This is a genomic window from Halomonas sp. KO116, from assembly GCF_000734975.2.
Lineage (GTDB): Bacteria > Pseudomonadota > Gammaproteobacteria > Pseudomonadales > Halomonadaceae > Vreelandella > Vreelandella glaciei.
The window spans coordinates 889145-915435 of sequence record NZ_CP011052.1; the positions used below are offsets into that span (position 1 = coordinate 889145).

Annotated in this window: 24 protein-coding genes and 1 pseudogene; 18 read left to right on the forward strand and 7 right to left on the reverse strand. The window is 56.5% G+C overall.

The annotated features are described in order from the left end of the window. Positions 1-12 precede the first annotated feature (12 nt). Complete coding sequence (locus tag KO116_RS04160) at positions 13-942, forward strand: Gfo/Idh/MocA family protein (RefSeq protein ID WP_035561431.1); 930 nt, start codon at positions 13-15, stop codon at positions 940-942. A gap of 19 nt (positions 943-961) precedes the next feature. On the opposite strand, the gene KO116_RS04165 is transcribed toward KO116_RS04160, so the two are convergent. From KO116_RS04165 to KO116_RS04185, 5 genes are all read right to left on the reverse strand, one after another. Then, positions 962-2536, reverse strand: a complete 1575-nt coding sequence (locus KO116_RS04165) for an aldehyde dehydrogenase (NADP(+)) (protein WP_035561434.1) — start codon at positions 2534-2536, stop codon at positions 962-964. 30 nt (positions 2537-2566) lie between these two features. Beyond that, positions 2567-3553 carry an AraD1 family protein gene (gene araD1 / locus KO116_RS04170; protein ID WP_035561437.1) on the reverse strand — a complete coding sequence of 329 codons (987 nt, stop codon included), beginning with the start codon at positions 3551-3553 and terminating at the stop codon, positions 2567-2569. 34 nt (positions 3554-3587) lie between these two features. Beyond that, positions 3588-4889: a TRAP transporter large permease gene (locus KO116_RS04175; RefSeq protein WP_008959428.1), complete on the reverse strand. Its 1302-nt coding sequence runs from the start codon at positions 4887-4889 to the stop codon at positions 3588-3590. Continuing rightward, the gene (locus KO116_RS04180) at positions 4889-5500 is read right to left on the reverse strand and encodes a TRAP transporter small permease subunit (protein WP_035561443.1); all 612 of its coding nucleotides are present in this window, start codon (positions 5498-5500) and stop codon (positions 4889-4891) included. The genes KO116_RS04175 and KO116_RS04180 overlap by 1 nt, the downstream gene beginning before the upstream one ends. 83 nt (positions 5501-5583) lie before the next feature. Then, entirely contained in the window at positions 5584-6603 is a 1020-nt protein-coding gene (locus KO116_RS04185; protein ID WP_035561446.1) for a TRAP transporter substrate-binding protein, read from the reverse strand. A gap of 226 nt (positions 6604-6829) precedes the next feature. Between KO116_RS04185 and KO116_RS04190 the strand changes: the two genes are divergently transcribed. Then, complete coding sequence (locus KO116_RS04190; RefSeq protein ID WP_035561448.1) at positions 6830-8575, forward strand: IlvD/Edd family dehydratase; 1746 nt, start codon at positions 6830-6832, stop codon at positions 8573-8575. On the opposite strand, the gene KO116_RS04195 is transcribed toward KO116_RS04190, so the two are convergent. Then, complete coding sequence (locus KO116_RS04195) at positions 8572-9801, reverse strand: ROK family transcriptional regulator (RefSeq protein WP_035561640.1); 1230 nt, start codon at positions 9799-9801, stop codon at positions 8572-8574. The two genes, KO116_RS04190 and KO116_RS04195, sit on opposite strands and share 4 nt — an antisense overlap. Positions 9802-9964: 163 nt before the next feature. Here KO116_RS04195 and KO116_RS04200 point away from each other — a divergent pair, with 163 nt between their 5' ends. The 16 genes and pseudogenes from KO116_RS04200 (at position 9965) to KO116_RS04275 (ending at position 25221) form a co-directional block, all read left to right on the forward strand. Continuing rightward, a complete protein-coding gene (locus KO116_RS04200; protein ID WP_035561451.1) occupies positions 9965-11476 on the forward strand; it encodes a sugar ABC transporter ATP-binding protein in 1512 nt (503 codons plus the stop codon). Continuing rightward, entirely contained in the window at positions 11469-12494 is a 1026-nt protein-coding gene (locus KO116_RS04205; protein WP_035561643.1) for an ABC transporter permease, read from the forward strand. Before KO116_RS04200 ends, KO116_RS04205 begins: the two co-directional genes overlap by 8 nt. A 75-nt stretch (positions 12495-12569) precedes the next feature. Beyond that, on the forward strand, positions 12570-13535 hold the full coding sequence (locus tag KO116_RS04210; protein WP_035561454.1) for an ABC transporter substrate-binding protein: 966 nt from the start codon (positions 12570-12572) through the stop codon (positions 13533-13535). Between the two features lie 73 nt (positions 13536-13608). After that, positions 13609-14661 carry a sugar phosphate isomerase/epimerase family protein gene (locus tag KO116_RS04215; protein ID WP_035561456.1) on the forward strand — a complete coding sequence of 351 codons (1053 nt, stop codon included), beginning with the start codon at positions 13609-13611 and terminating at the stop codon, positions 14659-14661. A gap of 58 nt (positions 14662-14719) precedes the next feature. After that, positions 14720-15883 carry a Gfo/Idh/MocA family protein gene (locus KO116_RS04220; RefSeq protein ID WP_035561460.1) on the forward strand — a complete coding sequence of 388 codons (1164 nt, stop codon included), beginning with the start codon at positions 14720-14722 and terminating at the stop codon, positions 15881-15883. Positions 15884-15925: 42 nt separating this feature from the next. Beyond that, a complete protein-coding gene (locus KO116_RS04225) occupies positions 15926-16696 on the forward strand; it encodes an SDR family NAD(P)-dependent oxidoreductase (RefSeq protein WP_035561463.1) in 771 nt (256 codons plus the stop codon). 252 nt (positions 16697-16948) lie between these two features. Continuing rightward, positions 16949-17335: a hypothetical protein gene (locus tag KO116_RS04230; protein ID WP_035561467.1), complete on the forward strand. Its 387-nt coding sequence runs from the start codon at positions 16949-16951 to the stop codon at positions 17333-17335. A 351-nt stretch (positions 17336-17686) separates the two neighbouring features. Next, positions 17687-18811, forward strand: a complete 1125-nt coding sequence (locus KO116_RS04235) for a heparan-alpha-glucosaminide N-acetyltransferase domain-containing protein (protein ID WP_035561470.1) — start codon at positions 17687-17689, stop codon at positions 18809-18811. A 72-nt stretch (positions 18812-18883) separates the two neighbouring features. Continuing rightward, positions 18884-19972 (forward strand): serine hydrolase, encoded by a 1089-nt coding sequence (locus KO116_RS04240; RefSeq protein ID WP_045812227.1) that lies wholly within the window; start codon positions 18884-18886, stop codon positions 19970-19972. 48 nt (positions 19973-20020) lie between these two features. Further along, positions 20021-20299: a peptidylprolyl isomerase gene (locus KO116_RS04245; RefSeq protein WP_035561473.1), complete on the forward strand. Its 279-nt coding sequence runs from the start codon at positions 20021-20023 to the stop codon at positions 20297-20299. 83 nt (positions 20300-20382) lie between these two features. After that, entirely contained in the window at positions 20383-21318 is a 936-nt protein-coding gene (locus KO116_RS04250) for an ABC transporter ATP-binding protein (RefSeq protein WP_035561476.1), read from the forward strand. Next, the gene (locus KO116_RS04255; protein WP_008959452.1) at positions 21315-22076 is read left to right on the forward strand and encodes an ABC transporter permease; all 762 of its coding nucleotides are present in this window, start codon (positions 21315-21317) and stop codon (positions 22074-22076) included. Before KO116_RS04250 ends, KO116_RS04255 begins: the two co-directional genes overlap by 4 nt. Positions 22077-22123: 47 nt before the next feature. Further along, positions 22124-23136 (forward strand): annotated as a pseudogene (locus tag KO116_RS04260) (nucleoid-associated protein). A gap of 62 nt (positions 23137-23198) precedes the next feature. After that, the gene (locus tag KO116_RS04265) at positions 23199-24149 is read left to right on the forward strand and encodes a hypothetical protein (RefSeq protein WP_035561483.1); all 951 of its coding nucleotides are present in this window, start codon (positions 23199-23201) and stop codon (positions 24147-24149) included. 21 nt (positions 24150-24170) lie between these two features. Then, entirely contained in the window at positions 24171-24635 is a 465-nt protein-coding gene (locus KO116_RS04270; protein WP_035561485.1) for a tellurite resistance TerB family protein, read from the forward strand. Continuing rightward, positions 24628-25221 carry an exopolysaccharide biosynthesis protein gene (locus KO116_RS04275; RefSeq protein ID WP_035561488.1) on the forward strand — a complete coding sequence of 198 codons (594 nt, stop codon included), beginning with the start codon at positions 24628-24630 and terminating at the stop codon, positions 25219-25221. Before KO116_RS04270 ends, KO116_RS04275 begins: the two co-directional genes overlap by 8 nt. A 38-nt stretch (positions 25222-25259) precedes the next feature. Here KO116_RS04275 and KO116_RS04280 read toward each other — a convergent pair whose 3' ends face one another. Further along, a complete protein-coding gene (locus KO116_RS04280; RefSeq protein ID WP_035561490.1) occupies positions 25260-26282 on the reverse strand; it encodes a serine hydrolase domain-containing protein in 1023 nt (340 codons plus the stop codon). Positions 26283-26291: the final 9 nt, after the last annotated feature.

Below are 26291 nucleotides of genomic sequence, written 5' to 3' on the forward strand. Positions count from 1 at the left end.
AAAGGCAAGCGTATGTCTGACTTCACCCTTGGCCTGGTGGGCGTGGGCAAGATTGTTCGCGACCAACACCTACCGGCAATCGCCGCTACTCCAAACTGCCACCTTGTTGCCACGGCAGACCCTCACGCCTCACTGCCGGATTTACCCGCTTATCAAGGCCTGGAGGCGATGCTTGACGCACATCCTGACATCACCGCCGTCGCCATTTGTACGCCAACGCATTTGCGCTATTCACAGGCGCGAGCAGCGTTGATGCGCGGTAAACACGTACTGCTGGAAAAACCGCCAGGGGCGACGTTAAGCGAAGTAGAGGACTTAATTGCCTGCGCTAAGCAACAAGGCGTCAGTCTGTTCGCGGCTTGGCACTCGCGCTTTGCGCCCGGCGTAGCGCACGCACAGCAGTGGTTAGCCGACCGTCAGGTGCAGCGGGTTGAGATCGAGTGGAAGGAGGATGTACGGGTGTGGCATCCGGGTCAGGCATGGATCTGGCAGCCGGGTGGCATGGGCGTGTTTGATCCTGGTATTAACGCGCTATCGATTGCGACTGAAATTCTGCCTCAGCCGTTTTTCCTGCAACAGGCGCGGCTGATAGTGCCGAGCAATGCGCAAACGCCGATTGCGGCGGAGCTCTTCTTTACAGATCCTGAAGGCGCAGCCATTGCGGCAGCCTTTGACTTTCGTCAGAGCGGTCCGCCCACCTGGGATATGCATGTCGAGAGTAGTGATGGCAGTCGCTTGAGTCTTACCCAAGGCGGCTGCTGCTTGATGATTGACGGCGAGCTCGTGGTGGAAGCCGAAGAGCGCGAGTACCAAGGCCTCTACGCACGTTTTGCTGAGCTAATCGCAAACAGGCGCAGCGAGGTGGATGTTGCCCCGCTACGCCAAGTCGCCGATGCGTTTCTATATGGTCATCGAGAAACCACCGACGCCTTCATTGAGTAACGTCTTGAGTGACGCTGGTTTATTCCCGCTTACCATCGACCAAGCGTGATACGCCAGCCGGGTTACCATCACGAATCGCTTCCGGCAGCAGGCCTTCCGGCAGCGCCTGGTAGCACACCGGGCGCAGGAAGCGGAAGATCGCTGCGCTACCTACCGAGGTGGTGCGTGAATCCGACGTCGCCGGATAAGGGCCGCCATGTACCATGGCGTGGCATACTTCTACGCCCGTCGGCCAGCCGTTGGCCAGAATGCGTCCCGCCTTGCGTTCTAGCGTCGGCAGCAGCTGCTTGGCAGTCGCCAAGTCACCGTCATCCATCTGCAGCGTAATCGTGAGCTGACCTTCCAACTGAGCCGCCACACGGGCCACTTCCTGAGCATCGGCACAGGCGATGACCAGTGACGTGGAACCGAACACCTCTTCTTGCAACGCAGGGTCACTCAGGAACGCCTCAGCCTGGGTGACAAACAGCCCCGCTTGGCAGGGGTGCGCTGTCTCACCGGCCTGACCGCGCGCCACCTCGGTGACCTTGTCATGGCTTGCGAGCCGACTAACGCCCTGCTGATAGGCGTCATGAATGCCCGGCGTCAGCATGGTTTGGCCTGCGCTACCCTTAACGCCTTCACCGGCTGCCGCAACAAAGGCATCCAGCTCAGGGCCTTCCACCGCAATGACCAGCCCAGGGTTGGTGCAGAACTGGCCAGCGCCCATGTTGAGCGAGCCGACAAACCCTTCGGCAATCGCTTTACCGCGCGCCTTGAGCGCTTCGGGCAGCAGGAAGACCGGGTTGATCGAGCTCATTTCAGCATACACCGGGATCGGCTGTGGCCGTGCCTGGGCGGTGGCCATCAAGGCCGTACCACCACTGCGTGAACCGGTAAAGCCAACGGCTTGAATGCGCGGGTCTGCGACCAGTGCCTGACCGATCTCTTTGCCAGAACCGAATAGCAGTGAGAAAACGCCCTCGGGGAGATCGCACTTGGCCACGGCGCGCTGAATCGCGCGGCCTACCAGCTCGGAAGTGCCGGGGTGGGCAGAGTGACCCTTGACCACGACCGGGCAGCCAGCCGCCAGCGCAGAGGCGGTATCGCCACCGGCCACACTGAAGGCGAGCGGAAAGTTGCTGGCGCCAAACACTGCCACCGGGCCTAGCGCAATATGACGCTGACGCAGGTCGGCGCGGGGTAGCGGCTCACGATCGGGCATGGCCGGATCGATACGCACATCCAACCACTCCCCGGCGCGGACTACCGAGGCGAACAGGCGAAGCTGACCACAGGTGCGGCCACGTTCGCCTTCTATGCGCGGGCGGGGCAGACCGGTTTCGGCCATGGCGCGCTCAACCAGCTCATCACCGATCCCTTCAATTTCAGCGGCAATCGTCTCAAGAAACGTTGCCCGCGCCTCTAGGCCGGTTTCGCGATAGCTATCAAATGCTGCTTCGGCTAACGCACAGGCCTGTTCGACTTCGGCTTTGCTGCCGCCAGGGTAGGCGGGGCTTAGCTTTTCACCGGTGGCGGGATTAACGGCTTGAATGTCAGCCTGTTGGCCGCTAATGGCCTGCTGACCAATTAGTAGTTTGCCTTCCAAATTCATATAACCTCCTGCTGGTGCTAAAAAATAGTGTCAAAGCGATTGAACGGTAACCGCCGGTGCGTCTGCCTCCACCTGAAGCGGATTGCGCAGAGCCCGGCCAAATTCGTTGATACGGATCTCAAAGCGGTCGCCTTCGCGCACTTTGATGTTGTCAGCAAAGCTTAGCGTAGCAGTGCCGAAAAAATGTACGTGGATATCGCCAGGGCGCCGGAAACCTGGGTACTTAAAGTGATGGTATTCAAGGTTGGCCAGACTGTGGGCCATGTTGGCTTCGCCGGTCAAGAAAGGCTTTTCCCATACGGTCTCGCCGTTACGTTGAATCGAGCTTGAGCCTTCTAAATGGGCTGGCAGCTCGCCAATCAATAGCTCGGGCCCAAAGCTGCAGGCGCGTAGTTTGGAGTGAGCCAGCCATAAATAATTAAAGCGCTCGGTGACATGGTCAGAAAACTCGTTGCCCAGCGCGTACCCGACTCTCCAGGGTAGACCGTCCTTGCCAATCACGTAAAGGCCTGCCAGTTCGGGCTCCTCGCCTGCATCCTGAGCGAACGCTGGCGAGGGGATCGCCGCTTCCGGCGCTACCACACACTGGCCATCACCCTTGTAGAACCATTCAGGTTGCGCGCCGATCTCGCCCGCGTTGGGTTTGCCGCCTTCCACCCCTAGCTTAAACATTCGCATGGAGTCGGTTAGGTCTTCATCCGCCGCTTGGGCTTTAGCATGCATCGCCGAGCGGGTGTCGGCACTGCCCAAGTGGGTGAGGCCAGTGCCGGTCACCAGGCAGTGGGCCGGATCGGAATGGGTCAATGGTGGCAGCAGATGCTTATCGTCGACTAACGCTTGGTAATCCAAACGCGTGTCGGTCAGCGCGGCGGTCACTGAGTCACTAAGTGACTGACCCGCGTTAATGGCTCGATTGGCGAGCGTATAGGTGTCGCAGTTGAGCAGCCTAACTTGCTGTTCACTCTCTACCAGCGCGGCGCGAACCTGGCCTTGGTAGTCACACTGAATCAGTCGCATAGTGATCTCCTTATGAAACCTATTGTAGTCGTTATCAAAGCGGCCAGATGGCGAGTTGCGGCCACATCAATAGCGCCGCGAGTACACACAGCTGAATAGCCATAAAGGGCAGTACGGATAGGTAAATATCCTTCAGGCTGATATCCGGGGGTGCCACGCTTTTAAGGTAGAAAGCGGCGGGCCCGAAGGGCGGTGACAGGAACGACACCTGCATATTGACGGCGAACAGAATGCCAAACCAGATCGGGTCGAAACCGAGCTGAATAACGATGGGCAGAAAGATTGGCAGGGCCAGCATGGCAATCCCGATCCAATCGAGGAATAGCCCTAGCACCAGCATAATCGCCATCATTACCAGGATAATCACAATCGGCGCTACATCAAGCCCCAGAATCAAGCTTGAGACAAAGCGATTGCCCCCCATCAGGTTATAGACCCCCACCAGAGCGGCGGCGCCGATGCCGATCCAGATGATCATGCCGCAGGTATTCATGGTTTGGCCGAGGCTGTGATGCAGCATGCCTGGGGTGAATTCGCCGCGAATAATGGTGGCAAGCAGTACACCGAAGACGCCCATGGCCGCTGCTTCAGTAACCGAGGCGACCCCACCATAAATAGTGCCTAGCACCAAAAAGGCAATCAGCCCAGGCAGCAAAATGGCTTTCGCCGCATCCAGCTTGGTGGCGAAGGGGTTATCTTGAGCATTTTTATCCAACGGCGGCCCTAGGGCTGGATTTTTTAAGCAGCGCACCAGGACATAGGCAATATAAGAGCCCATCAGAATCACCGCTGGCGTCACGGCCGCGGCGAACAGGTCGGCAATCGATACGCTGGCGATCAGGCCGTAGATAATTAGTACGATTGAGGGCGGCATCATGGTGCCCAGGGCGCCACCGGCACACACTACCCCGATGGAGAGATGCTTGTCATAGCCGAGACGCAGCATTTGCGGCAACGCCAAAATCCCCAGCAGTACGATTTCACCGCCGATAATGCCCGAGAGTGCAGCCAGGAAAAACGCCACGACGATGGTTTGCACAGCAACGCCGCCCGGCAAGCGGCCAGCGAAAACGCGCATGGCGTTGAACAGATCTTTAGCGATGCCGGATCGATCCAGCAGCGATGCCATCAAAACGAACATGGGCACCGCTACCAGCGAATACTCGGTGATAAAACCATAGACGCGGCTGGTAACTAGCGGCAGCGCCGCTTCGCCGAACCAGCCGAAGGTGAACGCCATCGCCACCAAGCCGGTAATGAACGCCAGCGGCAGACCGGTGACCAGCAGCGCGAAAATTGCCCCTACCATGAGGATCGTTGCGGTTGAGATATCCATCAGCGAGGCTCCTCAGTGGTGGTGTCGGGCTTCGCCTTAAGCGATTGCCACAGGTGCAGGGTGGCCTGGAGGGTCATCAATGCCAGGGCAAATAGAATCATGCCCTTCACCATGGCGGGAAAGGGCGGATTCCAAGAGGTGCCGGAGCGCTCCAGCGACCATTCGCCAAGCGGGTTATGCGACGCTCCCCAGAACATATGAAAAGCGGCGTAGCTCATTGACAGGCAGAAAATCAGGGTGAGCAGGTCGTTAAAGCGGTCCATCCAGCATTTCAAGCGTGGCCCGGCGCTGTCGTAGAGCACTTTGACGCGGATATGGCTATTGCGCGCCATGGCCGCTGGTCCGCCCAGCACAAAGATGACGGCGATTAGAAACACGACGGTTTCGTGCACCCACGAGGTCGGGTTGTTAAAGCCGTAACGCATAAAAACTTCGACGACGCTGATACCCATTGCCACCAGCACCAACCAGGAAACAGCGTGGCCGCCACGTGCGATCAATCGGTCAAGCGCATTACGTTCGGGAGATACCTCCTCCACCGTTTCGAGGATCCCGGGGAGATCCTGTGTGTCCGGCGAAGAAGATTGATTGTCAGGCGTTTTTTGAGACATGGCGCGACTCTACGCGCATCGCTCGGGATGTTTCCCGAGCGATGCGTTGGTTAGGTTAATGAGGCAGAGTTGGGGGCAGAAAGTTAGAGCAGATTACGCGAGCGCAAAAAGGCGGTCGCCGAGTCATAGACTTTCTGGGTCATTGCATTTTCGCCCGCCCACTCTTGCCACTCTTGCTCAGCTGCCGTGCGGAATTTCTGACGCTCTTCTTCAGGCAAGTTGAAGGGATGAACGTCTGGGTCATCCTGAAGCCGCTGCAGGGTCTCAATATCCTGCTCTTTGAGGCGCGCAATCAGGTCATACGCCATGCCATCAAAGGCAGTGTTTAGAGTCGTTTGTAGCTCCTCGGACAGACCATCCCAGATGTCCTTGTTAATCGAGACAGCGATCATCGGCATTGAGTGAAAGCCAGGGTAAAGCGGGTAAGGGGCGAAGGCGTGCAGGCCCATGGCGTCATTATTGGAGAGCACCGTGGAGTCCGCGGCGTCGATCACACCTTTTTCCAAGCCGGTATACACCTCAGAGCCCGGCAGATTGACGGGCGTGGCGCCAATGCGCTCGAAGATGTTGTAGACCATCCCTTGTGGAGCGCGGATTTTTAGCCCTTCAAAATCAGCGATGGATTCGATAGGGACCGTGGAGGGTACTGACTCCAGCGGAAAGGTCGCTGCGCTGATCAAATGCGCGCCATAAGGTTCGACTAGTTCGTTGTACAGTTCTTCGCCGCCGCCGTACTTCATGTACTCCAAGAAGTCGTAGGGATTCTGCCAAGCGCCAACAAGGTTGCCGAGCATGCCGAACGCGGGATCCTGGCCAGAGAAGTAACTGGGGTCGGTCATATGACCCTGCAGGATACCGGCACTGACCGCCGAGAGCGTTTCGGTGGGGCCAACCACGGCGTTAATCGGCATTACCTCAATCTCAACACGACCATCGGTCATTGCCGTAATCTTATCAGCCCACTCCTGTTTGATCTTAAAGCTGGGCTCGCCCGAGGTTTCTGACGCCTGAAACTTCCACTCGTACTCGGCCGCCTGAGCCGTTGAAAGGCCTAGCAGCAGCGCTGAGCCAGTGAGTAGCAAACTGTATTTCGATGTGAGCATGGCACTATTCCTCAAGATTCTTGTTGTGGAGAAAGTGGTGGTGAACGGGGTCAGCGACCCATATGGAGAGGGTAATGTTGAACATTAAGAGCAATTGTTCAACATATACTTTTGTATGGTCGACTATCTCTTGAAGGTGGTTTAGTGTCGTGCAAATTCAAAACAGCCATCGACATATACCACTAGGCCGTCAGCTGTCACCGAACTAAAACAAGGAGTTAACTTCATGGGCCAACGTCAACGTCCACTACGCAGCGCTGAATGGTTTGGTACAGCTGATAAAAACGGCTTTATGTACCGCAGTTGGATGAAAAACCAAGGTATTCCTGATCATGAGTTTCAGGGCAAGCCGATTATCGGCATTTGCAACACCTGGTCGGAACTAACGCCGTGCAACGCCCACTTCCGCAAGCTCGCGGAGCACGTAAAGAAAGGCATCCTGGAGGCGGGCGGCTATCCGGTGGAGTTTCCGGTCTTTTCCAACGGCGAATCCAATCTGCGCCCCACGGCGATGTTTACCCGCAACCTGGCCAGCATGGACGTCGAAGAAGCCATTCGCGGCAACCCCATGGATGGGGTGGTACTGCTGGTAGGTTGCGACAAGACTACCCCGGCGCTGCTGATGGGCGCGGCGAGCTGCGATATCCCCACCATCGTGGTCACCGGCGGGCCGATGCTCAACGGCAAGCATAAGGGCAAGGACATTGGTTCCGGCACCGTGGTGTGGAAGCTCTCCGAGCAGGTCAAGGCAGGCGAAATATCGATGCACGACTTTATGGCCGCCGAAGCGGGCATGTCGCGTTCGGCGGGCACCTGCAACACCATGGGCACCGCCTCCACCATGGCCTGTATGGCCGAGTCGCTGGGTACGTCGCTGCCCCACAACGCGGCGATTCCGGCTGTCGATTCTCGCCGCTATGTGCTGGCGCACCTCTCGGGTAACCGGATTGTCGAGATGGTCAATGAAGACCTGCGACTCTCCAAAATTCTCACCAAGGAAGCCTTCGACAACGCCATTCGCACCAACGCCGCGATTGGCGGCTCCACCAACGCGGTGATTCACCTCAAGGCGATTGCCGGGCGGATCGGTGTGGATCTGACCCTGGACGACTGGAGCCGAGTGGGGCGCGGCACGCCCACGGTGGTCGATCTGCAGCCCTCGGGGCGCTTTCTGATGGAAGAGTTCTACTACGCCGGTGGCCTGCCCGCAGTGCTCAGGCGACTGGGCGAGGCCGACCGGCTGCCGTTCAAGGACGCCTTGACCGTCAACGGCAAAACCCTGTGGGAAAACGTCCAGGACGCCCCGCTGTATAACGACGAGGTCATCCGCCCGCTGGACAACCCGCTTACCGCGGACGGTGGTATCTGCGTGGTGCGCGGCAACCTGGCCCCCAACGGCGCGGTGCTCAAGCCTTCGGCGGCGACCGCCGAACTGATGCAGCACCGCGGTCGTGCGGTGGTGTTTGAGGACTTCGACGACTACAAGGCGCGCATCAACGATCCGGATCTCGACGTGGAAGCCAACGACATCTTGGTCATGAAGCACTGCGGCCCGCGGGGGTATCACGGCATGGCCGAGGTGGGCAATATGGGCCTGCCGCCCAAGATCCTTGCTCAGGGCATCACCGATATGGTGCGTATTTCGGATGCCCGCATGAGCGGCACCGCCTACGGCACCGTGGTACTGCACGTGGCACCCGAAGCCGCCGCCGGTGGGCCGCTGGCCGCGGTACGTAACGGCGACTGGATCGAGCTCGACTGCGAAAGCGGCCGATTGCATCTGGAGCTCAGTGACGAAGAGTTGGCCTCGCGTCTGGCCGAGAGCGACCCGACCGCCGCCTCGACGCTGATTGCCAGCCAGGGCGGCTACCGTCAGCTGTATATCGAGCGGGTGCTTCAAGCAGATGAGGGCTGCGACTTTGACTTCCTGGTGGGCTGCCGCGGGTCTGATGTGCCGCGTCATTCGCACTAACTGACGAAGCTGGCCTGGCTCTCCGACAGCGTCTCGCCATCGGTAGCGTGTAGCGCCATGGCGATGCCGCCCATGCAGGTCATGTCGCGATCCCAGGCGCAGCTTTCGAGGCGGGTGGTGCCTCTCAGTTCGGCCACCAGGGCTTCATCAATGGCGCTGTGCATGGTGGTCTGCATGGCGTCAAAACCGCGCACGCCGGCGCCGGTAATCAGCACTAGATCGGGGTTAAACAGCGCCAGAATATTGGCGATGCCATAGCCCAACGCGCGGCCCGCTTCGGCGTAGATACGCTGCATCGCCGGGTCGCCGTTCAACGCCTGTTGGGTTAGCGCCTGCATCTGCTGCTCTGAAGGGTGAGCGCTGTCGCCACCGCTAGGTAATGCTATATGGTCGGCGGCGGCGCGATAAAGCGCATAGTCGCTGGCATAAGCTTCAATGCAGCCTCGTCGGCCGCAGGCGCACAGGGCGCCATCGGGTTGGTATTTGCTATGTCCAAACTCGGCCGCTGAGCCATTGGCGCCAAGATAAGGCACGCCGTTAATCAGTACCGACATGCCGATACCGTAGCCCAGCATAATGACCACCAGGTTGGGGCAGTCTGCATAGTCAGGTTTTGCCGCGAGCACCCCGGCAATGCAGTTAGCATCGTTTTCCAGTAGAACGCTGCAGTGAAAACGATCGGCTAATTGTGCCGATATCGGTGCGTTGCGAAAGCTTAACGCGGGTGACCAGATAATCGACCCGCTTTGCGAAGATACCACCCCCTGCACGGCCAAACAGATCCCCGCCAAACGTTTAAATCCGTTTAGCTGTTGCGCACAAATAGCGCTGATCTTCTCTTCCAGCAGCGTTTCCAGGTCGTTGGCGCTCAGCGTCAGGGTGGGCACCGCGTGGTGCTCGCTATGGCGTACCTGGCCCGAAAAATCGCCCACCACTAACTGAATCTCATTGATCGATAGCTTGATGCACACCACGCAGGCCGCTTGCGGGTTGAGCTCAACCAGCGTCTTGGGCCGCCCACGCCCGGAGGGGCGGGGTGTTTCTGGCGGCCGTTCCTTGATCAGGCCCTGCTGAAGCAGCTCGGCGCTGATGGAGGTCACCGTGGCGGAGCTGATGCCATTCAGCGCACCCAGGTCAACACGTGCAACCGGTCCTTGGTCTCGCAGGGTACGGATAACCGCCAGCGTGTTGTCATAGCGGCTGGTATCAGTCGACGTAAGCGCCATAAAAATGCCGTTATTGTTTGAGGTGAAAAATCGCAAAATGCGACCTAAGTTGCATATGCGTTTATTTATTTTAGCACCTAAAGTAAATAAAGCATCGCACGGCATATAAATAATATTGGTAAGCCTTAAACGCATAATAACAACAGTAACAACAGGTGGCTCCATGCTCTTATCAGCGCGCAAACTCTGTCGCTCGTTTGGCGAAAACCAGGTCTTATTCGACGTTGATCTCGACCTTCAGGCAGGTGAAGTGCATGCCCTGTTGGGTGAGAACGGCGCTGGAAAATCGACGCTGGTCAAAATTCTGGCCGGCTACCTTAGCGCGACATCTGGCGACGTGTTGGTGGACGGCCGCCAACGGCATTACCGCTCCAGTGGTGAGGCGGAAGCCGACGGTGTGGTGATGATCCATCAAGAGCTAGCGTTGGCTGAACAGCTCAGCGTGGAGGAGAACATCTTCCTGGGTCGCGAACTGCGCCGGGGGCTTTTTCTGGATCGGCGAGCCATGCGGGAGCGTAGCCGTGAGGCGCTGACAGAACTCGAAACCGACGTCGATCCACGCGCTCGAGTGAAAGATCTCAGCACCTCAGACCAGCAGATGGTGGAAATCGCCAAGGCGATCACCCGCGATGTGCGCGTGCTGATTATGGACGAACCCACCGCGACCCTCACGGAAAATGAAGTAAAAGTGCTGTTCGCACTCATCGACCGTTTGCGCCAGCGGGGCGTGGCGATTCTGTATATCTCCCACAAGCTGCGTGAAATTGAGCAGATTGCCGACCGCGTGACGGTGCTGCGCGACGGCCATTTGGTGGATAGCGGCTCCATGGCCGGGCGTAGCAAAGAGGAATTGGCGCGACTGATGGTGGGGCGTGAAATCACGGACATGTACCCACCGCGCACGCAGCTTCCTGACGATGCGCCGGTGGTGCTGGAAGCGCGGAATATGGTGGTGCCCGGCGCCGTTAAACAGGCCAGCTTTACCCTGCGCCGGGGAGAAGTATTGGGGTTTGGTGGCATCGTGGGGGCCGGGCGAACCGCGCTGCTTGAAGCCGTGCTAGGTCTGCGTAGTAAAAGTGCCGGTCAAGTGCTGCGCAACGGGCAGCCGGTGGTGTTGCGCCATCTTCGCGATGCGGTACATCAGCGGATTGCCTATCTCACCGAGGATCGCAAGGGCAAAGGTCTGGTGCTCAACATGGATCTGCGCTCCAACGTTACCTTGCTCAACTTGCGCGCTCACTGCCACCCGCTGATTGATCATCGCCGTGAAGAGCAAGCCTTTCAACAGGCGATTGAGCGCTTCGATATTCGACTGCGCACCGCTGCACGCACCGCCGCTGAGCTCTCCGGCGGCAACCAGCAAAAGCTGCTGCTCGCCAAGGTGATGTCTATCGACCCGGAAATTGTGATTATCAATGAGCCGACGCGGGGCATCGATGTGGGTACCAAGCACCAGATTTATCACTTTATCCGCGAGTTAACGGATTCAGGCTGCTCGGTGATTCTGATCTCGTCGGAGATGGGTGAGCTGATTGGTCTATCCCATCGAGTGGCAGTGATGTGTGCCGGCGTGCTCACTGGCGTACTTGAAGGCGAGCAAATTAATGAAGAAGAAATCATGCAGTACGCATCCGGTATTAAAGGAGCAGGGGTCGATGAGCAGTGTCATGGCTAATAACAAAACGACTAATAAAGCAGCGAATAAAATGATTACTCAAAAAGGCTTCGCGATTGACCTGAAAACCTGGGGGCCGTTTGTGGCGCTGGTGGCTTTAGGGCTACTCGGCGTGCTGATTAACCCGGCGTTTCTGGGGCTGGATAACCTTTCGAACATGCTCACCCGCAGTGCCTTTATCGGCATTATCGCCATTGGCGCCACTTTTGTGATTACCGCCGGTGGGTTGGACCTTTCGGTGGGGGCCATGGCGGCCTTTATTGCCGGAGTGATGATTATTCTGATGAATAGCCTCGTCGAGCAGTTCGGCGCGGGGTGGACCACCATACTGCTGGGTATTGGCGCTTCGTTGTTGCTGGGGATTTGCGCAGGCTTTATCAACGGCATTGTGACGACGAAAGGCAAGATCGAAGCGTTTATTGTCACCCTTGGCACCATGGGGATTTACCGTTCGCTGGTGACCTACCTTTCTGATGGCGGAACGCTGACGCTGGATTGGGCCGTGCGCGATATCTACCGCCCGGTGTACTACGGCAGCTTTTTGGGCATCACCATACCTGTGTGGGTATTTTTGGCAGTGGCCGTCATCGGCTACATCTTGCTCAACCATACGCGCTTTGGTCGCTACTGCTTTGCCATCGGCTCTAATGAAAAGGTCGCCGAATACAGTGCCATCCATGTGGATCGCGTGAAAACCCTGACCTACATGCTGCAAGGCGTGTGTGTGGCGCTAGCAACGATTATTTATGTGCCGCGTTTGGGTTCTGCCTCGGGGGCTACCGGGGTGCTCTGGGAGCTTGAAGCGATTGCCGCGGTGATTATTGGCGGCACCATGCTGAAGGGTGGGCATGGGCGCATATGGGGCACGGTGGTGGGCGCCATCATGCTCACCATGATTGGCAATATTCTTAATCTGACCGATGCCATTTCCAACTATCTCAACGGCACGGTGCAAGGGATCATTATTATTGTGGCGGTCTATCTGCAGCGTGCATCGTGGAGGAAAACAGGACCATAAACACACTCACTAATAGCGCAACATCAATGACAAGCAGCGAAACATAACAAGTACAAACACGAAAGGAGCATCACCATGCGAAGCATCAAGACAGCAGTGAAGGCCTGCGTCACTACCGCAGCACTTACTTCAGCGATAGGGCTTTCCGGCGCCGCCGTTGCCCAGGAGTATACCATCGGTGTTTCCATCCCGGCCGCCACTCATGGTTGGACAGGCGGCGTTAACTACCACGCCGAAGAGGCCAAAAAACGCCTTGAAGAGCTCTATCCCGATATTGAAATCACCATCTCCACCGCGGGCACCGCTGGCGAGCAGGCCAATGACCTAGAGGACTTGGTATCGCTGCGCAACATCGACGCGCTGGTGGTGCTGCCGTTTGAGTCTGGCCCGCTGACCGATCCGGTACGCCGGGTTAAAGAGTCCGGGGTGTTCGTTACCGTGGTGGATCGGGGGCTGACTGAAGAGGGAATCCAGGATCTCTATGTGGCGGGCAACAATCATGAGTTAGGCCGCGTGTCCGGCGAGTACATCCGCGAACGCCTTGATGATGAAGGCGACATTGTCGTGCTGCGCGGCATTCCCACGGTGATCGACGATGAGCGCGTGCAAGGCTTCCAGGAAGCGATCGAAGGTTCCAACGTCAATATTCTCGATATGCAGCACGCCAACTGGAACCGCGACGATGGCTTTGAAGTCATGCAGGACTACCTGTCTCGCTTCGATAATATCGACGCAGTCTGGGCCCAGGATGACGATATCGCGCTAGGGGTCATTGAAGCCGTGCGCCAGGCAGATCGTGAAGACGAGCTGTTTATCGTTGGTGGCGCGGGCATGAAGGACATCATCAAGCGGGTCATGGAAGGCGACGAGCTGGTCCCGGTGGACGTGCTTTATCCGCCCGCCATGATCGCCACGGCCATGGATCTTACCGTGCAGCACTTTGTCTCCAATGGCCCGGTATTGGGTGAGTACATTCTGGGCTCGCCGCTGATCACCGAGGAGAACGCCGAGCAGTACTACTTCCCCGACTCGCCGTTCTGATCTGACCTAAAGCGCGGGTGAAGTCGCCCGCGTTCCTCTACTCACGCCATTTAGATTTCACTGAGAGAGTCCTATGAAAACCATCAAAGGGCCAGCGCTCTTTCTCGCCCAGTTTGCCGGTGATGAAGCCCCCTTTAATAGCCTCGACAGCATTGCCGCCTGGGCGTCGGGGCTGGGTTATAAAGGCGTGCAGATCCCCAGCTGGGATGCACGCATGATCGATCTCAAGCGTGCCGCCGAGAGCCGCACCTACTGCGACGAGATCAAAGGTACTCTGGCCGAACACGGGCTGGCGCTCACCGAACTCTCCACCCACCTTCAGGGTCAGTTAGTCGCCGTGCATCCCGCTTACGATGAGATGTTCGACGGCTTTGCGGTACCCGAAGTGCGCGGTAATCCCAAGGCGCGCCAGGCCTGGGCAGTTGATCAGCTCAAGCTGGCCGCCAAGGCATCGCAAAACCTCGGCCTCACCGACCACGGCACCTTTTCTGGATCGCTGGCGTGGCCGTTCATCTATCCCTGGCCCCAGCGCCCGGCAGGATTGATCGAAACCGCGTTCGATGAGCTGGCGAAACGCTGGCGCCCGATCTTGGACGCCTTTGACGAGGCAGGGGTTAACCTCTGCTACGAGATTCATCCTGGCGAAGATCTCCACGACGGCATTACCTTTGAGATGTTTCTCGAGCGGGTCGGCAACCACCCGCGCTGTCACATCCTTTACGACCCCAGCCACCTGATCCTGCAGCAGCTCGACTACCGTGGTTTTCTGGATGTATATCGCGATCACATTCAGATGTTTCATGTTAAAGATGCCGAGTTTAATCCCAGCCCCAAACAGGGCGTTTACTCGGGTTATCAGTCGTGGACGGAGCGCGCAGGGCGTTTTCGCTCCCTGGGCGATGGTCAAATCGACTTCAAGTCGATCTTCTCCTGGATGGCGGCCAACGACTACCACGGTTGGGCGGTGCTGGAGTGGGAGTGCTGCCTGAAGCATCCGGAAGTCGGTGCCCGGGAAGGCGCAATCTTTATTCGCGACCACATTATTGAGGTAACCGAGCGGGCGTTTGATGACTTCGCCGGCGGCGGCTCCGACCAAGCCGCCAATCGCCGCATCCTCGGTGTTTAATAACGTGCCTCAATTAATTAAATGCCATTAATTCAACGACAGCGGAGAGCAACACGACATGAGCACTCAACACGACACGCCGCGTCGGCTGCGCCTGGGCATGGTCGGCGGTGGCCAGGGAGCGTTTATCGGCGGGGTACACCGCATCGCCGCACGGCTGGATGACCACTATGAACTGGTGGCCGGGGCTTTTGCCTCGGACCCCGAGCGCAGCCGGGCCGCGGCCGCAGAACTGCACGTGGCCGCAGATCGCGCTTATCCCGACTACCAAACCATGGCCGAAGCGGAGCGCAAGCGATCGGATGGCATCGATGTGGTCGCCATTGTGACCCCCAACCATGTGCACTTCGACGTAGCGCGCACCTTTTTGGAAGCGGGTTTTCACGTGATCTGCGATAAGCCAATGACGATCACCCTGGACGAGGCGCAAACCCTGGCCGAGCTGGTGGAAAGAAAGGGGCTGTTCTTCGGCTTGACCCATAACTACTCCGGCTACTCGTTGGTTCGCCAAGCGCGCGAGATGGTGGCCAATGGTGAGCTGGGAGATCTTCGCGTCGTCCAGGTGGAGTACCCGCAAGATTGGCTCTCCACCCGCTTAGAAGAGAGCGGCGTCAAGCAGGCTGAGTGGCGCACCGACCCCAAACGCAGCGGCCCGGCGGGTTGTTTAGGGGATATCGGCACTCATGCGTATCACCTGGCGCGTTATGTCACAGGGTTGCAACTGGAATCACTCGCCGCCGATATGCACACCTTTGTCGAAGGGCGAGCATTGGATGACAACGTACATATGCTGCTGCGCTTCAAGGGCGGCGCGCGGGGCATGCTGTGGTCGAGCCAGGTCGCGCCGGGCAACGAAAACGGTCTGCAACTGCGCGTTTATGGCAGCAAGGGTGGCCTTGCCTGGCGCCAGGAAAATCCCAACCAGCTAATGCACTCACCACTGGGTGAGCCCACGCGGCTATTGACTCGCAACGGCCCCGGCCTGGGGGATGCCGCCTTGGCAGCCGCGCGTATTCCACCAGGGCATCCGGAAGGCTATCTCGAAGCCTTTGCTCAACTCTATCGTGATTTCGCTGTGCAAATCCATGCCCATCAACGCGGGGAAAGTGCCCACGCATTGGCGATGCCAACGCCCGGCGTCACCGATGGTGTCGATGGTTTGACATTCATTACCCGCGCCCTGGCGTCGTCCGCCGCCGGTGGGCAGTGGGTGGATATGTAGAAAAGGTCTTCGGCAATAACAATAAATGGAAGAGAGACACCTATGAACCAACCTTCAGCGCGCTATGCGAGCCTTGAGCAGCGGGTGGTCTTTATTACCGGCGGTGGCAGTGGCATCGGGGCTTCGCTTACACGCGCCTTTCATCATCAGGGCTCACGGGTGGTATTTGTCGATATCGACGATGAAGCGAGTGAGGCGCTGGTCGAAGAGCTCCGCGTCGAGACAGGCGAAGCGCCGCGCTTTCATCACTGTGATATTCGCGACGTAGCAAGCCTACAGCAGGTCATCGCCGAGACCGGGCAGCACCTCGGGCCAATACATACCCTGATTAACAATGCGGCTAGTGATGACCGCCACGCCTGGCAGGATGTGGATGTTGCCTATTGGGATGAGCGCATGTCGCTCAATCTGCGGCCGATGTTCTTTGCTGCTCAAGCAGCCGCTGAACAGATGATGCAAGCGGGTGGTGGTTCGATCATCAATTTTGGCTCGGTTAGCGTGCAAATGGCGCTGGGTGGTTTGCCCGCTTATGTAACGGCCAAAGCGGCGGTGCACGGCTTAACCCGCAGCCTGGCACGCGACCTGGGTGAGCATAATATCCGCGTTAATACGCTGGTGCCCGGCGCGGTGATGACCGAACGTCAGCTCGAAAAGTGGATTAGTCCCGAGGACGAAATCACCATTCAAGAGCGCCAGTGCCTAAAAATACGCCTTGAGCCCCAGCATATCGCACCTGCCGTACTGTTTTTAGCCAGCAACGAAAGCCAGGCAATCTCAGGCCAGGCATTGACGGTAGATGCTGGCTGGGGTTAGGTGAAAATGCAGGCAATGATGTAAATAATCTTGGCGTTAAGAAAGGAGTGGATGGCTACTTGATGAGTTACTACAGTGAGTATTTATCTCATGCTGTTAGTGGTGACATATCGACTGTGGTAGGTGATGGAAATTTTAAATTACTACCTACTATCGCTTGACCGATACAGATTCATCTACTAGTTTAACTTCTGTACAGGTAGAGTAAGTTAAATCTTACCTTGCAAGTGAAGCCAAATAGGAGAAGGTATCATGATGAAGAAGGATTCTTTCAAAAAACTAGGCATTCTAGGCGTATCTTTTGCTTTGATGGCCAGCCCGTTAGCTTTTGCAGAGATGCAGGATGAAGACGAGCCGAAAATTGGTACTACGCAAGAAACTGATATAAATAATGAGGAAGGTTTAACGAATTCTTCTGAATTTGAAGAAGGCTCAGACCAAGATCCTACCATCGGTCACGATGTGGACGAACCGAAAACAGGGACTCGCCAGCAATCTGATCTAGATGAGCAAGGTGTAGAGGTTTCCACTGGCGATGAAGGCGACGACGAACCTATTCCTGGTACTGGCGGGCAAACTGACGTAGATACCGGAACGCGTGGCCAGCCTGATCTTGATGAAGATGATGATGAAGAATAAGACTTTGTTATAGGTTTTGAGGATATTATTAGCAGCAATTGTTTTAGATGAATCCAATAAAGATTCGATCTGTTATTTGTTGCAATGCTATTTATTTAAAAGTGTAATTCCTCAAATACCCATGATAAGTCTCAAATGCCCCGCCCTAGCGGGGCATTTTGCGTTTAGCGCCATGCAGAGCGCAGCTTTCAGGGGGATGCGCGCGTGCTGTTTTAGCCAGCGCCGAAAGCTAGGCTATTACCGGCCAGGAACTAACGGTAGATGCGGGGTGGGGTTTAGGAGAAGCCTCGCTATGGTGTAACGCCTCGTTTTGCGTAATGATTTGATCCTTGCCCCTACAAGGATGTTTCGATGCCGCTGAATTGGATGCCTCTGAACTGGACAGAAAAGCCCCAACTGCCCAAAGCTGAAGGCCGTATAGAAGCGATTGATTTGGCCCGTGGCATAGCCATTGGCTTGATGATCTTGAGTCATGCCATTAGCGGTCTCGTCGGCATTCGAAATGTGCCCGATTGGGGAATGGTGCCGATCCATTTTCTGACCAAATTCTCCTCATCGCTGTTTATTATGGTGTTTGGCATCGCGCTGGCCGTGGCGTTTCTTTCGCATACCCAAAGGGACGATTGGCCAAGGCGCCGCTTAAAGCTCTGGCTACGTGCCGTAGAAGTATGGTTTTGGTACAAAGCGCTGACTGTTTTTGAAATGCTCCCTTACTATCCACCCAGTGAAATTGTCGATGCGTTGCTCTATGGGCGTTTTGCGATTTGGGTCGAAATCTTAGGCTTCTACGCCATTGCGCTGTTATGGGTGCCTTTGATGCTGCCGCTATGGGCGCGAGCGCCGCTGTGGAGTCGCCTAGCGACGATTGGTGTGTTAGCCGCGCTGACTATTTGGCTGCAGAGTCTAACGTTTGGTGGCAACGATATTCTGAAAGCCTTATTGGTGGATCATGAAGACCACTACACCTGGGGGCAAATTAACCGTGCGCCGTTGATTCTAGTCGGGCTGCTTATCGGCGAGGCGCTACTCCGCTGCTATTTTGAACCCACCTCTCGCCGACGCTTAGTGCTTACGCTACTGGGGCTGGGTGCGCTGATGGTGGCGGGGTTTTATGCATTGGCGTTTGCCAGTGGCGATGTCGATGCGGCGATGCTCGCCGTGGCCAACAATGTCGGTAAACACCCACCAGGGCTTGAGTTCATGTTGTTTAGCTTGGGCGGTGCGCTGGTGCTGTTAGCGCTGGCGTTAGCCGGAGGCACCAAAGCTGCAAAGGCACTTTTGCCGCTGACGATAGTCGGTTCAGATGCCCTTAAAGCGTTTATTTTTCATATTGTGATGATTTTTTTGGTGCTGCGCTTTTTGCTAGAAGGCGAAGGAATGTATAGCTATCCACAGGCGCTTGGCATTGGCGGGCTGTTGATAGTTGGCGCCGCCGCGTGGATTTGGTTAACTCGCTGGATGGCGGCCCATCGTTAAGCGCGATTAATAATTTAGGGAGCTTATGGTTTGCGATACTGGATAAAACGCGGACTGGTCGCGGTAGCGTTGATGTTGGCTCTACCTGCTTATGCAAACAGTGACGAGACAAACGGGTACGATGCTCATTGGTACTACGAGGTAGATAAAAAGAGCCCCTGGCAGGGCGATTTAACGGTGCGCTTGAAGGCTATCGAAGGCGTCTTTGAGGGCGAGCTCGGCGTTTATGTACAAAACCTTGCCAATGGCGAAGCGTTTTCCTGGCGTGCCGATGCCCCTTGGTATTTAGCCTCGCTGATTAAAATACCGGTGGCGGCGCAAGTGCTGGCCGAACGTCAGGCAGGCACCCTGACGCTGGATGAGCGGCTAACGCTTGCCCAGAGTGACTTTGTCGATGGCGCGGGCCCCACCAATTGGCACGACCCCGGTACGCCTATCTCCATCCGTTACTTGATGGAGCAGATGATCACCGTCAGCGATAACACCGCTACCGATATGTTGATTGATCGAGTGGGGCTGGATGCCGTCAACGAGCGCGCTCGTACCATGATCGCGGCAAGCGGCGGCAACCCTGACGAGATCGGGCCTATCTCAAAATTGGTCGGTGTGCGCCAGGGTGTTTATGGCGAGCTTCACCCTGATGCGCGCGCGCTTGGTGGAATGGATTTTATCGCTCTGCGCCAGCATGCGGTAAGCCAGCGTGCTCAGGCGTTGGCCCGCGCGCTAGGCGTTAGCACAGAATTTTTCACCCAGCCTGATTACGATCACGCCTTTGATGCCTATGAAGCCACCGGCGAAAACGTGGGCACCTTACGCGCCTTTGGCGACCTTCTAGCTAGCCTGCACGGCGGCATGAATGACTTAAGCGCCGAGCAGCGGCAAACGCTGTTAGCGGTGATGCAGCGAACCAGTTCTGGCAAGCGGCGTCTTAAAGCGGGTCTGGGCAGCGGCGTAAGCTTCGCCCATAAAACCGGCACTCAGCAGCGGCGCAGTTGCGATGCCGGTATTGCCAAGCGTGACAACGTTGAGAAAACCACCGAAGGGCCGTGGGTGATCGTTAGCTGTGCTCGCGGGCCAGTGGCGGTAAGCGCTCACGAACGCGCCTTGGCCAGTGTCGGTGAAGCGTTGCGTTATAGCGGAGCCCTGGGTAAGCCGTGGTAAACTACTGCCCCGAATGATTCTCAGAACCTACTTAGTCAGGAGCAATTGATGACACAAGCCAGCGCCCGCCACATTCTAGTCAGCAGCGAAGAGCAGTGCCTAGCACTCAAGAAAGAAATCGAAAACGGCCGTGATTTTGCTGAAGTCGCCAAAGAGCACTCCAGCTGCCCCTCCAGCCGCCAAGGCGGCGACCTCGGCAGCTTTGGCCCCGGTCAAATGGTGCCTGAGTTCGATAAGGTCGTCTTCAATGACGAGGTCGGCCAAGTGCACGGCCCGGTGAAAACCCAGTTTGGTTATCACCTGCTAGAAATCACCAGCCGCACTTAACTTTTCCTAACCAAACGCTCTTAATTTCGCCTAAAAGGCCGTCAAGCACCGCGGTTGTTCAATCGCGGTGTGAGGAGTACGCCTTGAACGACCCGATTATTACCATTAATGCCCTGAACAAAACCTACGAAGGTGGCTTTCAGGCGTTAACCCACATTGATTTAACCATTCAGCGCGGTGAAATCTTTGCCCTGCTTGGCCCCAATGGGGCAGGAAAAACGACGCTGATCAGCGTGGTCTGCGGGTTGGTCAATCCTACAGCCGGTCATGTGCTGGTGGATGGGTTCGATAATATTACCCACTACCGCCAGGCCCGTGAACGCATTGGATTGGTGCCCCAAGAGCTGACCAACGAAGCGTTTGAAACCGTCTGGAACACCGTCAGTTTCAGCCGTGGTCTGTTTGGCAAAGCGCCTAATCCGGCCCATATCGAGAAAGTGCTTAAATCGCTGGCGCTCTGGGATAAGCGCAACAACCGGCTAATGACGCTCTCGGGCGGCATGAAACGCCGTGTGCTGATCGCCAAAGCGCTCTCCCATGAGCCGCGCATTCTGTTTCTGGATGAGCCCACCGCCGGGGTCGACGTTGAACTGCGCCGCGAGATGTGGGACGTCGTGCGCCAACTGCGCGATAACGGCGTGACGATCATATTGACCACCCACTACATCGAAGAAGCCGAAGAGATGGCCGACCGCATCGGCGTCATTAATCGTGGTGAACTGGTGTTGGTGGAAGAGAAAGCCGCCTTGATGAGCAAATTAGGCAGCAAGCAGCTAATACTGAACTTGCACAGTCCGCTGACAGAGATACCTGCGAACCTACAACGCTTTGAGCTAAGCTTAGCCGCTGAAGGGTTTGAGTTGATCTATACCTACGATGGCAGCCAGGAAGAGGACGGTCACGCGATTTCAGAGTTTTTAACTGCGCTGGAGCGGGAAGGGATCACTTTTAAAGATCTCAATACTCGGCAAAGCTCGCTTGAAGATATTTTTGTCGATTTGGTTAAGGAGCGCGCATGAACCTTCATCCCGTTCGCGCCATCTATATGGCCGAAATGGCCCGTACGCGCCGTACGTTACTGCAGAGCATTGTCTCGCCTGTCATCTCCACATCGCTCTATTTTGTGGTGTTCGGTGCCGCGATCGGCTCGCGGATCAGTGAGGTCAATGGGGTTAGCTACGGCGCCTTTATCGTGCCGGGTCTGATTATGCTAATGCTGCTGACGCAAAGCGTTTCCAACGCCTCCTTCGGTATCTTTTTCCCGAAGTTTTCCGGCAGTATTTATGAGCTGCTTTCAGCGCCTATTTCACATTTAGAGATAGTGATTGGCTACGTGGGCGCGGCAGCTTCAAAATCGATCTTGCTGGGGCTGATTATCCTGGCGACCTCAAACTTCTTTGTGCCGCTGGAGATTGCTCATCCATTTTGGATGCTTTTCTTCCTGGTGCTAACGGCGGTCACCTTTAGCCTGCTCGGCTTTATCATTGGTATATGGGCGGATGGCTTTGACCGGCTACAGCTGGTGCCGCTGCTGGTGATCACGCCGCTGACCTTTTTGGGCGGCAGCTTCTACTCTATTGATATGCTGCCGCCGTTTTGGCAAACCATCACCTTAGCCAATCCTGTGGTGTACCTAGTGAGCGGCTTTCGCTGGAGCTTTTACGGTATTAGCGATGTTAGCCTAGCGGCCAGCGTTGGCATGATCACCCTGTTCCTGGTCGCTTGCTTGGCCACGATTGGCTGGATTTTCCGCACCGGCTATCGCCTTAAACCGTAAGCTCGGCCGTTATTTCTCTCTTTAAACCAGGATGTTAGTCAACTCTTATGCCGCTACTGCAGAGTATTGTGCACCGCCTTGATCCCACGCTGGACGGTGAGCGCCTAACCCTAACCGCCGCCCCGCAATCGGAACAGGCGGCGCCCAGCGATGATCCGGTGATGGCGGGCCTAGTCGGTGCGCTGAACGACACCTACAACACCAAGCCCAAAGGCTGGGGGCGCTTTGCCGACGAGGGCGAATCAGCAGGGCCGCTTGCGGTGTGGCTGCGTGCTTATCTTGCCGATGAACAGAGCTTTGCTGAGCTTTCTGTGGCACTGGCCGAACGGCTGGCCAAGCAGCTTCAAGAGCAGTTGTCAGTCAGTGGTTACCTAGTGATCAGCCACCAGCGCCAGGGCGATACGGAAACCCTGTTGATAGCCTTGGTGCACCAGCGCGAAGGTATTGGCATTAATTCGGAGCACCACGCGGTGCCCGCGGCCCAGCTCAATACCAGCCAGCTTACGCTGGCGGCGCGCATCAATCTTACCCAGTGGCAGAGCGATGCCCCGAGTGCGCAGTATGTCTCGTTCCTAAAAGATCGCGGCGGCAAAAAACTCGCCGAGGGCTTGGTTGCCTTACTGGGCATGGAAGAGGGCGTTGATGCCCCGGCGGAAACCCGCACGCTACTAAAAGCGTTTAGCGACTATGTCGAGAAAGAGGATTACGACGACGAAGTGAGCCGTGAAAAAACCGACACGCTAGTGGACTACGCCAATGAACAGCTGCGCCGTGGCGAGCCGATGACCCTGGAAGAACTTTCCGGCTTGGTCAACGAACAGCAGCCCAAAGCGTTTTATGAGCATATCCGCAACGCCGATTACGGGCTCTCGCCGGAAATCCCCCCGATAAGCGCACCTTGAGCCAATTTCGCCGCTTCACCGGGCGTGCGGGCGGCGTCTCGATTAGTTTTGACTCCCACCTGCTTGGTTCAAGCATTGAGTACGATGCTGCCCAGGATCGCTTGATCATTAAGCAAGTGCCCAAGCAATTAAGAGAGCAGCTCACCAAGCAGGATTGAGGTAAGGATATCTAGCCAGAAGAGCTCTATGCTAGATTCGAGTAGTTGAAATAGGAGCTTGCATGAGCGAAGCGGATACCTCCCGACCCGCCGACCACGACAGCCCTTGGAAGATGGCGCTGGAAGGGTACTTCCAAGAGTTTTTGGCGCTATTGTTCCCAGCCATTCATGAACAAGTGGATTGGGCGAAAGGCTTTAGCTTTCTCGATAAGGAGCTACAGCAGATCACGGCGGATGCCAACAGTGGTAGGCGTTACGCTGATAAGCTGATCAAGGTCTATGCACAAGATGGCAGCGAGACTTGGGTGCTGATCCACGTTGAAGTGCAGGGAGAGCCGGAGGAGGCTTTTGCTGAGCGAATGTACACCTATCAGTACCGGCTCCGTGACCGCTACGGGGTGGACGTGGTGAGCCTGGCGGTGCTGGCTGATACCCGCGATAGCTTCCGACCCACTACTTTCCGCTATCAGCGTTGGGGGTGCGAGCTGATCTTTACCTTCCCCACGGCTAAACTGATTGATTGGGAAGCTCGCTGGACGGAGCTGGAAACCAGCGACAATGTCTTTGCGCTGGTGGTGATGGCCCAGATCTACGCCAAGCGATTGAAGGACGGCGCTACGCGCAAAGATGTCAAGATTGCTCTCATTCGGCTGCTGTATGAACGGGGCTACAGCCGTGAACAGATTGTACGGTTGTTCAATATTATCGACTGGATGCTCCAGCTACCGAGAGCACTGGAGTCCGAGTTTGTCCAGGCGGTCTACGCCATACAGGAGGAAAAACACATGCCTTATGTCAACACTGTTGAGCGCTTTGAGCGAGAGAAAGAGCGTCAAGAAGGGCGTCATGAAGGAGTGGAAGGAACGTTGCGTAAGCAAATCGCCTTAAAGTTTGGCGAGATGCCCGATTGGGCAGATCAGCGCCTAACATTGGCTTCAGACGCACAGCTAGATGAATGGGTAGTGCAGATTCTGACGGCAGATAGCTTGGAAGTTCTGCTTGATCAGCACTAACCATGCTAAATGGAGACCCCAATGCTGAATGCCATTAGTGATTTTTTCCAGCGCACGCTGGCGCAACCTGAACAGCGTGAAAACCAAACGCTGACGCTGGAGCTTGCCACCGCCGCGCTGCTGTGTGAAATCGTCCGCGCTGATTACGACACCACCGACGAAGAGCTGGCCACACTGCGCAGCATGCTAATTGAGCGCTACCGACTAAGCGAAAGCGATGTAGAAGAGCTAATGTCGCTTGCTCAGGCGGAAGTAGATGAGGCCGTTGATCACTACCAGTTCGTTAGCCTGATTAAAGAGCACTATAACTACGGCCAGCGCTGTGAGCTGGTGGCACAAATGTGGCAACTGGCTTGGGCCGACGGCAATGTTGACCCGCTAGAAGAGCACCGCATTCGCCGCCTCGCGGATTTGCTACATGTCAGCCACAGTGATTTTATCCGCACCAAACTGCACGTAGAGGAGCGCAATAACCACGATGCATAACCGCAATGAAGACTCGAATTTAATGGACCTAATTGACTCAATAGAGAACATGGAGCAGGACGCTCCTCGAATCAGCGTTGATGATGTGGTTTATGCCGTAGGTCGGCGCTCGTTTGGGCCGCTCCTGCTGGTGGCTGGCTTAATTACCCTGACGCCGATTATTGGCGATATACCCGGTATGCCCACGCTGATGGCCGCGCTGGTGTTGCTGGTGTCAGTGCAATTATTAGCGGGTAGTGAAACGTTTTGGCTGCCTAAATGGCTATTAAAGCGCTCAATTTCGCGCCAAAAGTTTGATAAAGGCATTCATTACATGAAAAAGCCCGCCCGCTGGGTGGACGGGCTGCTGAAGGTTCGTCTGCCGTGGCTGACCGGGTATATCGGTATCCGCGTAACGGCGGTTGTGTGCCTGCTTATCGCACTCGCCATGCCGCCCATGGAGTTTATTCCCTTTTCAGCCAACGGCGCGGGGCTGGCGCTGTCGTTGCTGGGGCTAGGCTTGGTTGCCCGCGATGGGGTGGCGCTGTTGCTGGGGTTTGCGCTGTTTGGCGCTACCTGCGCCTTTATCGCGATGAATCTGTTATAAATTGAAGCGTTTTATTGTGTCCGGCGTTTAACCGGGAGCTACTGCGGGTCTTGCGCCAATAGCTCCTCCACCAGCCCATTCAGCCGCTGCTGGAACTGCCCGCCCGGCGAGGGTGGGTTGGGGTCTGAGGTGATCACGACTGTCATTTCACGCTCGGGAATAACAAACAGCGCTTGACCACCATAGCCGCGCCCGTAGTAAACATCTTCCCCCGCCAACTGGGTAATAAACCAACCGAAGCCATATCCGTCGCCGGTCCAGCGAGAGGTGCCGCGGGGCTGCCACGATGTTTCTACCCAGCCTTCCGGCAGAACCCGCTGCTCATTTCCAGACTCATCAATGACTAACCCATTGTTGCGATATAGCTCACCCACCTCAATCAGTGCGCGTGGAGAAAGCTGCATATCATTACCGCCAAAATAGATGCCTTGCGGGTCGCGCAGCCAAGGGCGGATAGTGATATTGAGCGGGTCGCCCAGCAGGCGTTGTGCAAGCGCATGGGTCGTCTCGCCGCTGGCATGGGTAAGCGCGGCGGAAAGCAGATGGCTGGTGCCGGTTGAATAGAGCATTTCCCCGCCGGGTTCATCCACAAAAGGGCGAGTAATGGCATCGTTAACCCAGTTGTCACTGGCTACCCAAGCGCCATAGTGACTGCCGGAGGTGCGCTCAAGCCCCGCTTGCAGTGCGAGTAGATGGGCCACCGTGATCTCGCTGACTTTTGGATCAACACCGCTAGGAAGATGCTCACCAAACAAATCCACCATGGGCTGCTCGACGGAGTCGATAATATCCGCCTCAATCGCCGCACCAGTGATCGCTGCCAGCACGGTTTTGGACAGCGATTTAATATTGGCAGGCGATGCCACACCCGGCCCACCTTGATGATGCTCATGGATAATCTCTCCATCGTAGGCCACTACCAGGCTGTGAATGCGTTCAAGCAGGCTGGTTTGTTGGTCTAGTGCCTGAAGTGCTGTTGCTGATGGTTTATTTGCTGCTGCGGCAGAAGTAGCGAACAACGACATAACAGCAAACGAAACAAGTAAAGCAGTAACGCGCATCGCAATACC